The 13335-nt window shown below is 27.7% G+C and carries 15 protein-coding genes and 1 tRNA gene; 9 read left to right on the forward strand and 7 right to left on the reverse strand.

The window, feature by feature from the left end; translation table 11 throughout:
- Positions 1–32: 32 nt before the first annotated feature.
- The 6 genes from ACTTBK_RS06295 to purH all read left to right on the forward strand — a co-directional run bounded on the left by ACTTBK_RS06295 (position 33) and on the right by purH (position 6386).
- Complete coding sequence (locus tag ACTTBK_RS06295; RefSeq protein ID WP_440613626.1) at positions 33–293, forward strand: DUF4212 domain-containing protein; 261 nt, start codon at positions 33–35, stop codon at positions 291–293.
- Positions 293–2107, forward strand: coding sequence for a sodium:solute symporter family protein (locus ACTTBK_RS06300; protein ID WP_440619142.1), 1815 nt, complete (start codon positions 293–295; stop codon positions 2105–2107). The genes ACTTBK_RS06295 and ACTTBK_RS06300 overlap by 1 nt, the downstream gene beginning before the upstream one ends.
- Positions 2108–2176: 69 nt before the next feature.
- Positions 2177–2533 carry a hypothetical protein gene (locus tag ACTTBK_RS06305; protein WP_440619143.1) on the forward strand — a complete coding sequence of 119 codons (357 nt, stop codon included), beginning with the start codon at positions 2177–2179 and terminating at the stop codon, positions 2531–2533.
- A gap of 28 nt (positions 2534–2561) precedes the next feature.
- On the forward strand, positions 2562–3221 hold the full coding sequence (rpe, locus tag ACTTBK_RS06310) for a ribulose-phosphate 3-epimerase (RefSeq protein ID WP_440619144.1): 660 nt from the start codon (positions 2562–2564) through the stop codon (positions 3219–3221).
- Between the two features lie 4 nt (positions 3222–3225).
- Entirely contained in the window at positions 3226–4851 is a 1626-nt protein-coding gene (locus ACTTBK_RS06315) for a heparinase II/III domain-containing protein (protein WP_440619146.1), read from the forward strand.
- The gene (gene purH, locus ACTTBK_RS06320; RefSeq protein WP_440619148.1) at positions 4851–6386 is read left to right on the forward strand and encodes a bifunctional phosphoribosylaminoimidazolecarboxamide formyltransferase/IMP cyclohydrolase; all 1536 of its coding nucleotides are present in this window, start codon (positions 4851–4853) and stop codon (positions 6384–6386) included. The genes ACTTBK_RS06315 and purH overlap by 1 nt, the downstream gene beginning before the upstream one ends.
- On the opposite strand, the gene ACTTBK_RS06325 is transcribed toward purH, so the two are convergent.
- The 3 genes from ACTTBK_RS06325 to ACTTBK_RS06335 all read right to left on the reverse strand — a co-directional run bounded on the left by ACTTBK_RS06325 (position 6376) and on the right by ACTTBK_RS06335 (position 7709).
- On the reverse strand, positions 6376–6720 hold the full coding sequence (locus ACTTBK_RS06325) for a 4a-hydroxytetrahydrobiopterin dehydratase (RefSeq protein WP_440619149.1): 345 nt from the start codon (positions 6718–6720) through the stop codon (positions 6376–6378). The genes purH and ACTTBK_RS06325 overlap by 11 nt on opposite strands.
- Positions 6713–7627 carry an FkbM family methyltransferase gene (locus ACTTBK_RS06330; protein WP_440619151.1) on the reverse strand — a complete coding sequence of 305 codons (915 nt, stop codon included), beginning with the start codon at positions 7625–7627 and terminating at the stop codon, positions 6713–6715. The genes ACTTBK_RS06325 and ACTTBK_RS06330 overlap by 8 nt, the downstream gene beginning before the upstream one ends.
- Before the next feature lie 7 nt (positions 7628–7634).
- Positions 7635–7709, reverse strand: a tRNA-Gly gene (locus tag ACTTBK_RS06335).
- Between the two features lie 81 nt (positions 7710–7790).
- Here ACTTBK_RS06335 and ACTTBK_RS06340 point away from each other — a divergent pair.
- The gene (locus ACTTBK_RS06340; protein ID WP_440619152.1) at positions 7791–8435 is read left to right on the forward strand and encodes an LON peptidase substrate-binding domain-containing protein; all 645 of its coding nucleotides are present in this window, start codon (positions 7791–7793) and stop codon (positions 8433–8435) included.
- On the opposite strand, the gene ACTTBK_RS06345 is transcribed toward ACTTBK_RS06340, so the two are convergent.
- Positions 8436–9512 (reverse strand): ubiquinone biosynthesis protein UbiB, encoded by a 1077-nt coding sequence (locus ACTTBK_RS06345; RefSeq protein WP_440619153.1) that lies wholly within the window; start codon positions 9510–9512, stop codon positions 8436–8438.
- Between the two features lie 62 nt (positions 9513–9574).
- Here ACTTBK_RS06345 and ACTTBK_RS06350 point away from each other — a divergent pair, with 62 nt between their 5' ends.
- Positions 9575–11659: a DNA translocase FtsK gene (locus tag ACTTBK_RS06350; RefSeq protein WP_440619155.1), complete on the forward strand. Its 2085-nt coding sequence runs from the start codon at positions 9575–9577 to the stop codon at positions 11657–11659.
- Positions 11659–12204 (forward strand): LolA family protein, encoded by a 546-nt coding sequence (locus tag ACTTBK_RS06355; protein WP_440619156.1) that lies wholly within the window; start codon positions 11659–11661, stop codon positions 12202–12204. The genes ACTTBK_RS06350 and ACTTBK_RS06355 overlap by 1 nt, the downstream gene beginning before the upstream one ends.
- Here ACTTBK_RS06355 and ACTTBK_RS06360 read toward each other — a convergent pair.
- The 3 genes from ACTTBK_RS06360 to hisE are packed head-to-tail and all read right to left on the reverse strand — an operon-like array spanning position 12201 to position 13335.
- The gene (locus ACTTBK_RS06360; RefSeq protein ID WP_440619157.1) at positions 12201–12704 is read right to left on the reverse strand and encodes a GNAT family N-acetyltransferase; all 504 of its coding nucleotides are present in this window, start codon (positions 12702–12704) and stop codon (positions 12201–12203) included. The two genes, ACTTBK_RS06355 and ACTTBK_RS06360, sit on opposite strands and share 4 nt — an antisense overlap.
- Positions 12701–13066, reverse strand: coding sequence for an HIT domain-containing protein (locus ACTTBK_RS06365; protein ID WP_440619158.1), 366 nt, complete (start codon positions 13064–13066; stop codon positions 12701–12703). Before ACTTBK_RS06365 ends, ACTTBK_RS06360 begins: the two co-directional genes overlap by 4 nt.
- Positions 13063–13335 (reverse strand): phosphoribosyl-ATP diphosphatase, encoded by a 273-nt coding sequence (gene hisE, locus ACTTBK_RS06370; protein WP_440619159.1) that lies wholly within the window; start codon positions 13333–13335, stop codon positions 13063–13065. The genes ACTTBK_RS06365 and hisE overlap by 4 nt, the downstream gene beginning before the upstream one ends.

Here is a 13335-nt window from a genome sequence, read left to right on the forward strand (position 1 = left end):
TTATCAGTTATAACTAAAAAAGAGAGGTATACATGGCGAAAAACGCTCAACACTGGGAAAAGACCAGAGGTTTGCTATTTGTTACATTAGCAATCTGGGCTGTATTCTCAATGGGTATATTCCTTTTCGGAGCTGAAATGAACGAAGTTACTGGACCTTTTGGGTATCCATTAACTTATTGGTTCACATGTCAAGGTTCTCTTGCAATATTTGTAATCCTTATTTTCTGGTTTGCAGGTAGACAAGAAAAAATTGATGAAGAATTCGGCTTTAGTGAAAAAGGAGACGACTAATGATTAAGGGTAATTTTATAGATAACTTGCCTAAAGTTTATGGAATCTACACAGGTGGATTTATAGGTTTCATAATCTTAATGGCGATTGGTGAGCAGATGGGTATGTCTGCAAAAGCAATAGGTATTTGCTTTGTAGGTTTTACCATTTTCATCTACGCAGCAATTGGTTGGCTATCTAGAACAGCCCAAGCAAGTAACTATTACGTAGCTGGAAGAACGGTTCCAACTGTGTTCAACGGAATGGCAACAGCAGCCGACTGGATGTCTGGTGCTTCATTCGTTGCAATGGCAGGTGGAATTTACTTCAAAGGTTATGGGTATATGGCTTTGCTTGTAGGTTGGACAGGTGGTTATGTGTTAGTTGCAACTTTATTAGCACCATACTTAAGAAAATTTGGCTGTTACACAGTTCCAGATTTCGTAGGTACTAGATACGGTGGTAATACTGCAAGATTGATGGCTGTTATCGTTTTAACTGTTGCATCATTCACATATGTGACTGCACAAATTAACGCTACAGGTACTATTGCAGCTGTTGCTTTAGATATCCCATTCCAATACGCAGTATATGTTGGACTAGTTAGTATTTTACTATGCTCAATGCTTGGTGGTATGAGAGGGGTAACTTGGACACAGGTTGCGCAATACATTGTACTAATTATAGCTTACCTACTTCCAGTATTCTGGATCAGTAATAATATTGGTGCGGGTTTCTTCCCACACTTCATGTTAGCTGATGAAGTTGCTAGAATTGGTGAGTTAGAGCAACAGTATGGGTTTGTTAAAAACTCTGCTGCTGATTTAGCTACAGTGCCTAAAGGGTTAGCTGGTATTACTAAGGCTCACTCTGAAGTTAACGCAACACCTTGGGCTTTCATCTCATTAGCATTAGCAATGATGATGGGAACAGCTTCATTACCACACGTAATGATGAGGTTCTTTACTACTCCAAGTGTAAAAGCAGCTAGAAAATCAGTAGGTTGGTCAGTATTCTTTATCTTCCTACTATATTCTTCTGCACCAATGTTAGCGACACTATCTAAACTTGCTTTGATTGATCCAAACTTACCAACAGGTATTATTGGTAAATCAATTGCAGAAGTTCAAGCAATCGATTGGTATCAAAACTGGAACCAAGCAAATCTGATGTTTGTAAGCGACTTTAACGGAAATGGAACTGTTGAATTAAACGAGTTCTTCATGGGTGGTAAAGCCGTTGTATTAGCAACACCAGAAATTGCTGGATTACCATATGTAATCTCAGGTCTAGTTGCTGCTGGAGGTTTGGCAGCTGCGATGTCAACTGCAGATGGTTTGATTCTTGCAATCGCAAATGCAATCTCGCATGACGTTTACTACAAAATGGTAGACCCTAAAGCTGAGACTGCTAAAAGACTTGTTGTTGCAAGGGTATTACTTGTAGTAATTGGTTTTGCAGGAGCAACTATTGCAGCAATGGAGATCCAAGGTATCTTAGGTTCAGTAATCTGGGCTTTTGACTTTGCGATGTCTGGATTGTTCTGGCCACTTGTACTTGGTGTATGGTGGAAGAGAGCTAATAAAGAAGGTGCTATAGCTGGTATGGTCTTAGGATTAGTTTCTGGTTTCGCGTATCTAGTTTGGGTACGAAGTGGTGGAAGCGGATTCCTAGGAATTACTCAGTTAACATTTGGTATCTTCGGATCTACTGTTAGCTTAGTGGCTATGGTTGTTGTAAGTTTAATGACTTCAGCACCAAGCGCTGCAACACAAAAAATGGTTGATGATTCTAGGGTACCTGCGGGTGCATCTGTAATCGGCGGCCAAAAATAAATAATCTTTTTAAGGGGCGATTAATTTCGCCCCTTTTATTTCTTTTTAAGATCAAATATAAATTTCTTAATGTCTGCCAACTTTCACCCTTTAGTTTATATAATTGACTATATTCTCGGAATTATAATGTGGACTTTAGTTGGAAGAGTAGCAATGAATATCTTTCAAAGAGAAGACTCAAATTTTTTCTTTATGAAAGCTTTTGTAAAATTTACCAATCCCCTATTAAGAATTTTTAAACCTGTTACTCCTTCTTTCATAATTCAACCATTGGTACCTCTTTATGTGGCTTGGTTCTTTTTCATGATTAGATTTTATTTGATGCCTTGGATCTTGGGATATTCAGTTATGGGAATGTTATCCTTCCCTCTTGAAAGTGAAATTTCTAGGCAGATTTATCAATTTTTTAATTCAATTAAATTTTAAAAATTGATACTAGTAAGTCTAGGTATCAATGAAAAATATACAAATATCTCCATCAATTCTATCAGCTGATTTTAGCCAATTAGGTACTGAAATAAAAAGGCTTGAGGAAGGTGGAGCTGACATGATTCATGTAGATGTTATGGATGGACACTTTGTTCCAAACTTAACAATCGGTCCTCCAGTAATTAAAGCTCTCAGAAAACATTGTTCATTAAAATTCGATGTTCATTTAATGATCTCTCCAGTACATAAATACATAGAAGATTATGCTGATGCGGGTGCAGATATAATTACTGTACATCCAGAAGCAACTGATAATTTAGAAGACTCAATAAATAAAATAAAAGATCTAAAGAAGAAGGTAGGAGTATCTCTCAATCCTGAAACAAGTATAGATTTAATAAAAAATCTATTAGATAAAATTGATTTAGTTTTAATAATGAGTGTAAATCCTGGATTTGGTGGACAAAAATTCATGCCAGAAGTTTTAGAAAAGATTAAAGAATTAAAAAAAATTAGAGAAATAGAAAAACTTAACTTTGATATTGAAATAGATGGTGGGATAAATTTCGACAATTGCAAAATAGCAATTGAAGCTGGTGCTAATATTCTTGTATCTGGTACAACAGTTTTTAAAAGCAATGACGGAGATATTAAAAAAAATATTAATTTATTGAAAACAAAATAAGTTAATGCAATCTCAAAATTCCTTAAATCTTTCTAATGGAATATTTTTTAAATTAAAATCTTCATTTAAAAAATTATATAAAAATTCAAATTTTTATGAAAAGCGAATTTCAAAAACTTTTGATAACAATTTTGAATATAAACCAAGTCCTCATCTTTTATCTTCAATTATAAAGTATCAGAAAAAAAAATATAAAATTGAAGATTTTGTAACTGAAACTATCTGGACAAACAATATTTCTTCTAAAGACTTCAAAAAACTAAACAATTTTTTTTGGTTTTTTAGTTTGGATTTAAAATCATCTAAAGAAACCACACAATCAATTATTCTCAATTGGATTAATAAAAATGAAAAATTTAATGAAAATATTTGGGAATTCAATATTACTGCAAAAAGAATTATTGCTTGGCTTTCCAATCATCAGTTAACTTATGAAGATAGTAATGAGGAATATAGATTATATTTTAATCATATGCTTCAAAAACAAACTAACCATTTATTAAATGAGATCAAAAATTTAGATGAAACAGAAGAAAAACTGATTGGCTGTGCCGCAATAATTTTAACAGGATTAGCGTATAAAGATGAGAAAAATTATTTAGACAGTGGTTTAAATATATTAAAAAATTTAATCAAAAACTCTCTTGATAAACAAGGTTTTCCCAAATCAAGAAATATTCAAAATTTAGTTTTTTATCTTAAATATCTAATCATTATTAGAGAATGGTTTAAAGAATCGCAAAATCCAATTCCAGAATATGTTGATGAAACTATATATTATTTAGGATCCAGTTATGCTTTTATATGGCAAAACATAAAACAAGATATCTTTTTTAATGGAAATTATTCATCTAATCATAATGAATTTGACCAATATTTAAAACGATTTGGATATACTTTTAAAAATCAAATTAATGAGTTAGCTGGATATACAATATTACAAAATAAAAAATTTATCCTTGCAGCTGACATTGGATCAAATCCTGAAAAAATATATACCAAAAATTATCAGGCAGGCGCCTTATCTTTTGAAATTTTTTCTAACGATAAAAAATTAATTTCAAATTCTGGATATTATCCAGATCCAAAAAACAGACTAAATAAATTTTCCAAAAGCACTGCTTTACAAAGTACACTTTCAATTGAAGATTATTCTTCATGCGATTTTATTAAAGCTGGTGATAATTTTTTGATACAAAAAGATTTAAAAATTGAAAATAAAAATATAGTTTTTGAAAAGAATTATTGGAAAATTTCAGCTAGTCATAATGGTTACTTGAAAAAGTTTAAATTAGATCATCATAGAGAAATAGAATTCTATCCTGAACAATTTAAATTTATTGGTCATGATAAAATAGTAAGAAAAGATCCAGATAAGCAAATTAAATTTGATATTAGATTTCATCTTCATCCCGACTCTAAAGTTATGAAAACACAAAATAATAAGTTTATATTAATACAATTAGAAGATGAGGGTTGGCAATTTAGTTGTGATAACTATGATATAAATATTGATAATGGTTTATATTTCGGTAATAAAAATTCATATCAAGAAAACCAAAATATATTTATTTCTGGCATGAGCAATGAAAGTGAACAAGTAATTAGATGGGAAATAAGTAAAATATAATGAAAAAAATAAAGACAGCTCTTATTTCTGTATCAGATAAAAATAATTTGAAACCAGTTTTAGAAATTTTAAAAAAATATCAAATCAAAATTATTAGTTCTGGTGGAACTTATAAAGAAATAAAAAAATTAAAATTTAATTGTTTAGAAGTATCTGATTTTACAGATTCTCCTGAAATTTTAGAGGGAAGAGTTAAAACCTTACATCCAAAAATACACGCAGGAATCCTTAATAAAAGAAATAATAAAACACATTTAAATGACTTAAAAAAAAACAATTTTGAAAATATTGATCTAGTAATTGTAAATTTCTATCCCTTTGAAAAAACTTTAGAAACTACAAATAATCATAAAAAAATAATTGAAAATATAGATGTGGGGGGTCCCACAATGGTTAGGTCTGCTGCTAAAAATTATAATGATGTAACCGTGATTACCTCTTCTAATCAATATCAAGAATTAATTGATGAGATGAATAAAAATAACGGAGCTACATCATTAAATTTCAGAGAAAAACTATCAAGAACAGCTTTTACAGAAACTGCTTACTATGACTCTGTAATTTCAAGTTATTTCAATAAAAAGACAAATATACACTTGCCAGATAAAAAAATTTTTTCTGCAAATTTAATTGAAAAACTTAGGTATGGAGAAAATCCACATCAATTCAGTGGGTACTATTCAAAAAATTTAAAAACTAATTTAAAACAAATTCATGGAAAGCAACTAAGTTATAATAATTATAACGATATATTTTCTGCCTTGACTATTTCAAAATCATTACCAAAAAATAAGGGCACTGTAATTGTAAAACATGCAAACCCTTGTGGTGTATCAATAAATTCAAATCCTATAGATAGCTATAAATCTGCATTAGCATGTGATCCTATAAGCGCCTTTGGCGGAATTGTCTCTTGTAATTTTAAAATAAAGAAAAATCTTGCAGTTGAGCTCAATAAACTTTTTTTAGAAGTAATTATTGCTAATGGTTTTGATAATGATTCTCTAAGATTACTTAAAAATAAAAAAAATTTACGTATAATTGATGCAACAAATTATTCAATTAGTGAAATTACAAAATTCAATTCATCTAATGAAGCAATATTAATTCAATCTGAAGACTTAAAAATATTTAAAAATGAAGATTTTAAAGTTGTATCAAAAAGAAAACCAAGCCCTAAGATGCTTAAAAATTTAATTTTTGCATTCAATGTTTGTAGATATGTTAAATCAAACGCAATTGTTCTAGCAAAAGATGAGTCAATTGTTGGTATTGGATCAGGCCAACCAAGTAGATTAGATAGTTGTGAAATAGCAATTAATAAAATGAGAAAATTTAATTTATTTGGAGATAATTTGATTGCAGCATCAGACGCTTTCTTTCCATTTGTAGATGGAATTGAAAAATTAGTTCAATCGGGAGTTCAAGCTGTAATTCAACCTTCTGGATCAATTAGAGATAAAGAAATAATTAAATTTGCAAACGAAACAGATACTATTCTGGTCTTTTCTAAGACAAGACATTTCAGACATTAGTAATTTTATCTATCTTAGCAGCTAAAATAAAATCATTTTCTGAGAGGCCTTTAATAGCATGTGTGGTAATTTTAATTTCTGCATAACCCCAACCAAAACTTATGTCTGGGTGATGATCCTCTTCCTCAGAAATTTTGCCAACTTCATTAACAAAATTTTGACTTCTTATAAAATTTTCAAATTTAAATTTTTTAAATAGAAAAAAAATTTTATTCTCATCTTCTGTGATATCCCAACCATCAACTTTTTTTTGATATTTATGAATTTCAGATATATCAAAAGGAATAACACCACCTTCACAGGGTAAACATTTTTTTTTTGTTAAATCATTCACAACTTAAAAAATCATTAAGAGTTTTTGAATAATTTTTTATTAAGTAAAAATTACCAATTGTTTTATGTCTTTTTTTTAAATTATTTAATTTAATTATAATATCATCTAGTTTCATTTTTTTATAATTTATATCATATATAGAATAATCATAATCAAATAAAAAATTTTTTAAATATTTAATATTATCATCTTTATTAAAAATATATTTAGAAAACTCTATAATTATTAATGGAGATGATTTGCGTATAAGATTTAATGAACCACGTATTGCATTCATTTCATTTCCTTCAATATCCAACTTAATTATTATTTCGTAATTCTCTAATTTATAGTCTTCAGCGAGAGTATCAATTTTAATTGATTTAACTTTATAAGATGAATAAACGCTAAAATTTTTATGCGAGATGGAACTTTCCCAATCTTTTTCGCTTTCGTTAAAAGTAATTATTTGATCATCTATGTCAGAAATTGCTTTATTAAAATTCTTAATATTTAAAAAATTGTTTAGATGTATGTTTTTTCCAAATTCATTAAATGTTTTTTTGGATGCTTCAATTGATATTATTTTATTGTCTTTGGAAAGTGATGCAACATAAAGAGAGTAAAAACCATAATTAGATCCACAATCAAAAAAGAGAATTTTATTTTTATTTGAAAGTTTTTTAATTACATTAAGTTCATGAAAATCTCCAAATTCACATTTTTTTAATAAAAAATATGAAGTTTTATTTTTATTAGTACTCCCATAAACTTTAAAATCATAAATATTTAAAATTATATTTTGTGATAGAAAATTTTTTACAACCCTAAATAATAAATAATAAATTAAACTTTTTCTAAAAACTCTAATATCATGATTATCTAAGTACTTTTGAAAAATAGCAGTTATAAGTTTTGATTTAATCACAGTTAATTGGAGCGGGCAAAGGGGGTCGAACCCTCGACCTTCTCGTTGGCAACGAGACGCTCTACCACTGAGCTATGCCCGCTTAAAAAAATATTATAACTAAACACTTTTTTTAATTCAATCAATACTAATTTACATTTTCTATGTTATATTTAATTTTATTATGAAAAAAGAAGATCTACCAATTAATATTCCTGTATTTCCATTAAGTAATTTTATCATTTTTCCAAAAACTACAGTCCCATTAAATATCTTTGAACCTCGTTATATTGATATGATTAACGATAGTATGAAATCAAACAAGATAATAGGAATAATACAACCTCAATCATCTAGCTATCAAAAAGTTCAACCTGAACTTCATAAAGTGGGTTGTATTGGTAAAATAACTAGTTTTAAAGAAACAGAAGATGGTAGGTATTTAATAGAATTAAAGGGGGTCGCAAGATTTAAATCTGTCAAAGAATTAGAGACTGTAACTAAATATAGAATTTTGCATGTAGATTATAATGATTATATTCAAGATTTAGATAATAAAAAAGAAGATCTTAAATTTTCAGATTTAGAATTAATCTTCAAAGACCTAAAATCTTTGTTTGAAAAAAAAGGTTTTATCATTAATTGGAAAGCACTAGAAAAACAAAGTTTAGATGAAACAATAAATGCCTTAGCGATGGCCTCACCTTTTTCATTAGAAGAAAAACAAGTTTTATTGGAAGCCCAAAATTTAGATATTAGAAAAAATAAAATTGCTGAGATATTAAAAACATATACTCACGATATCTATGAAAATAACACTATTCAATAATCAATAATTCAAACCAGTATCTGCTAATTTTTTTAGCACGTTATTTATAGAATTTTTGCTTCCTAAATATTTTAAAGAATTTAAGAGAAAGTTATTTTTAGCCTTACTCTCATGGTTAAAAAATTCATAAATAAAATCGATCCCGTTTGAAAAAATAAAATTTTTATGTTTCGTATTTTTTTGAAATTCTTTATTAACAGAACTATTTAATGCTAATCCAAGATCTATTTTATTTTGAATTATCTCTAATAAAATTTTTATATCTCTAATTGTCATGTTAAAACCTTGTCCAGCTAAAGGATGTATTTTGTGAGTTAATTCACCAAAAGCCAGTATATTTTTATGATAATAATTTCTTAAACTTACAGAGAATAATTCAAATGAAGATATTTTTTTAATTTTTTTAATTTTATATTTTGGATTATGTAAGTTTATAAGTTCTATTAAATTTTCTTTTTTAATTTGAGTACTATTTTTTATAGAATAAACAATAGAAGTTTCTTTATCAGAAATAGGTAAAAATGCCAAAGGTCCAATCTTTGTAAACACTTGTCGTGCAATTTTATTATCGATTTTCTCATGTTCTAGTATTAAAGTGTAAGCTAAGCTTTTATATTTTTTGATAATTTTTTTACTAAAAAATTTTTTTGCAATTAAATTTGTAAAATTTAAATTTATTAAAAGATTATATTTGTTCTGAATATTTTCTAAATTTATTTGATTTTGTATTTTAAAAAATTTACTTTTTTTGAGACTTTTTTCTAAAATATTATAAAGATCAAAACTTCTAACCATTGAAAAAAGTTCTTGATTATTATTTTGAAACTCCAACAATTTTTCTTTATTTAGTTTGTCAGAAAGAATTTCGATTTTATTTAATTTCCAAATTATTTTATCAATGTTGACTATATTATTATTAAAATATTCAACATTACTTTTTGTAATACCTATAGTCCTAGATTGATCTATTATTTGTTTTTTTTTATCTCTTAAAATATCTACATGTATATTCTGATTAACTAAAACTTTAGCTAAAGCTAAACTAGTTAATCCACTTCCTATTAAACAAATCCTCATATTATTTTTAATTTTAACAACAAAAATTAGATGATACAAAGTGGTATAATTGATTTGTATAAATGGACATTAAAAAAACAGCTAATTTATTACTTAATTTTACTTTAAAGCGATTAGCAGAAATATCTGGTATAGTAATTTTCTCCGCTGGTATACTTTTATTTATTGCACTTTTTTCATATTCACCTGAAGACCCTAACTTTATTTTTCCTAAAGATACTGAAATTAAAAATTTATTAGGTTTTCAAGGAAGTTTTATTTCTGATCTGTTTTTTCAATCTTTTGGATTCATTGCTTATCTTATTTCTTTCACATACATAATTACTGGTATCAATATATTTCGATTAAAGGAGTTTTTTTTAATAATTGAAAATACTTTTATAGCAATATTATATATTATAATTGGAACGTTATTTTTAAACCATTTTTATTCTAATGCTTTTACACTTTATATAAATGGAAATGGAGGTTTTGTAGGAGACTATTTTGGACAAACTTTTTTAAACACAATAATTCTTACAAATGAAACATTAATTTACTATGTTCTAATTATACTGATAATTACTTTATTTTTATTAAGTGTAAATTTTCACCCTATTAAATTTTATAATTTTTTAATTAAAATTTTTAAATTTTTTAATAAAAAAGAAAATAAATCTTACACTGATAAAAGTGAACTTATAAGTGAATATATTCCTCAAGAGGAAATCAAAAACTTAATACAAGAAGACTTACCATTTATCAAAGCAGAAAATAAATCAAATTCTAAAAATAAGTTTCAATTACCAAAAATAGAATTATTAAAAGTTCCAACTAAGAAAGAAAGAGAAAACTCAAATAAAAATGAAACTAATGACCCTAAATTTTTAGAAAAAATTCTAATGGACTTTGGAGTTAAGGGCGAAATTCAAAAAGTAAGTCATGGTCCAGTTGTAACTCTCAATGAATTTGAGCCAGCTGCTGGCGTAAAAGTTTCTAAAATTATAAATTTATCAGATGATATTGCTAGAAATACTAGCTCTGAATCTGCTAGAATTTCAACTATACCAGGCAGCAATACTGTAGGAATTGAATTACCAAATAATTCAAGAGAAAACGTTTATCTAAGTGAAATTCTAAATAACGCTGATTTTAAAAAGAAGGAAACTAAATTACCAATAGCTCTTGGTAAAAATATTTCTGGAAAATCTATTGTAGGAGATCTATCTTCTATGCCGCATTTGCTGATTGCTGGTACTACAGGTTCAGGAAAATCTGTTTGCATTAATACAATTATTTTATCTCTTCTTTACCGTCACACACCTGAAAGATGTAAGTTTATATTAATTGATCCTAAAATGCTTGAGCTTTCAACATATGAAGGCATACCTCACTTACTTTGCCCTGTAATAACTGAAGCAAAAAAAGCTGCGTCAGTACTTGGTTGGGTCGTAAAAGAAATGGAAAGTAGATACAGATTAATGACGAAAGAAGGAGTTAGGAATATTGATGGTTACAATGCCAAGCATAAACTTCCAATGCCCTACATAGTTGTGGTGGTAGATGAAATGTCAGACTTAATGTTAGTGGCAGGTAAAGAAATAGAAAATTATATTCAAAAATTATCTCAAATGGCTAGAGCAGCTGGTATTCATATTATTATGGCTACACAAAGACCTAGTGTTGACGTAATAACAGGTACAATTAAAGCTAATTTTCCAACAAGAATATCTTTTCAAGTAACTTCAAAAATAGATAGTAGAACAATTCTTGGTGAACAAGGAGCAGAACAGTTATTAGGAAAGGGAGACATGCTTTATATGTCATCTGCTAATCGAATAGTAAGAATTCATGCTCCATTTGTCTCAGATAATGAAATAGAGAAAATAAACAATTTTTTAAGATCACAAGCTGAACCAGATTATATTGATGAAATCTTAAATTTTGCAGACGAGAAAGAGTTGGGATCAAATACAGATCAAGGAGATAAAGATGAATTATATCTACAAGCAGTTGAAATAATTAGATCTGAAGGAAAGGCCTCTACCTCGTTTTTACAAAGAAAACTTCAAATTGGGTACAATAGAGCTGCACGAATAATTGATATGATGGAAGCTGATGGAATTGTTAGCAAAGCAAATCATGTGGGTAAAAGAGACGTTCTTTGATGTTGAGATTGTTGCTATTGGTTTATCTAATTAGTTTATCTAATGAAGTAAGTGCAAACAATAAAAGTCAAATAATTAATAAATTAAAAGATACCTTAAATTTAAATTTTGATTTTGAACAAAGTATAAATGGAAAAATTGAGTTTGGAAACTGTACAATTCAATATCCAAAAAAAATGTTTTGTGCGTATGATCAAAAAAACAAAGTTATAGTTTCAAATGGAAAATCTTTAGTTATAAAATCTACTTCTAGCTATTACAGGTATCCATTGGATAAAACACCATTAAATTTTATTTTAGATAAAAATTTCTTATTAAAAAAAATAGCCGAATTAAACGAAGAAATTATTAATAATTCTCTGGTCAAGTTTACAATAAATGAAAATAATCAATCGATAGATATTTTTTTTGATATAAATAATTATAATTTAATTGGCTGGCAAACTAAGGATGTTTATCAAAATATTGCTGTCACACTCCTTTATTCAGTTAAATCAAATCAAATTGTTGACGAAAAAATATTTAAAACTCCTCTTCAAAATTAAATTTTAACAATTTCTGATTTAAATATTTTCATTCCTCTAGCTAGATAATTATTTAGTGCATTTTTATGATCCAATGAACAAGTATGAAGCCAAACTCTATCTACTTTTTCTTGAAATGATTTTTTAATGGCATCTGATAACAAAAATGATCCTAATTTTTTATTCTGATATTCTTCTAATATTCCAAAATATGCAATCTCTACCTCTTTCTTATCTGGATGGATAATTAATTCAAAAAAACCTACCAAATTTTTTTTATTTTTTAATACAAATGTTTTAACATTTTTGTTGGATACGTATTTGATCCACTGCTCTTCTGTCCATATTAATCTATCAATCCATTTATGTTTTTTACCTATATTTTTATAAAAAAATTTATTTAACTGGAAATCGGTCGGTTCAATCAAATTAACTTTATAATCTTCAGAAGGTAATTCACCATCTTTTAAATCATGCAGTGAGTTTATCTCTAGATAATTTCTTTTAACTTCTTCTGTCACTCGACCATTTTTCCAACAGGTTCGCCACCAAATAAATGAAAATGCAAATGAGGAACCTCTTGACCACCATGCTCACTAATATTAGCTAGCGCCCTATAACCTTGGCCTACTTTTGTTGAAATACCTAGTTTTTTTGCAACTATATTAATACCCTTCAAAAGGCCCACCATCTCTTCTGAAGATGCATTCATACTAAAATCATCAAGATCTATATATTTTCCTTTAGGGATTACTAAAGCATGAATTTTCTTTTGTGGGTTGATATCATGAAATGACAAAACATAATCATCTTCGTAAATTTTATTACAGGGTATCTCTCCACTTAAAATTTTAGCAAAAATATTATTGTCATCGTAGCTCATTTTTTCCTTTTTTCTAATTCTTCCATTACTTCTTCAATTTTTACATCATTAGCTTCTAAATACATTAATAAATGATAAAATACGTCAGCAGCTTCGTGTATTTTATTTGTATTTTCTTCTATAGCTTCAATTAATTCATCAATTTCTTCTAAGACTTTTGCTTTACTGAGAGATTTATCTGTAAGTAATTTGTTTGTATAAGAACCTTCAAGGGGATTATTTTTTCTCTCTCTTGCAAGTTTAATTAAATTTTCTAATGTATTAAGCAT

Origin of the sequence: Candidatus Pelagibacter sp. HIMB1493, assembly GCF_052047995.1 — a bacterium.
Taxonomy (GTDB): Bacteria; Pseudomonadota; Alphaproteobacteria; order Pelagibacterales; family Pelagibacteraceae; genus Pelagibacter.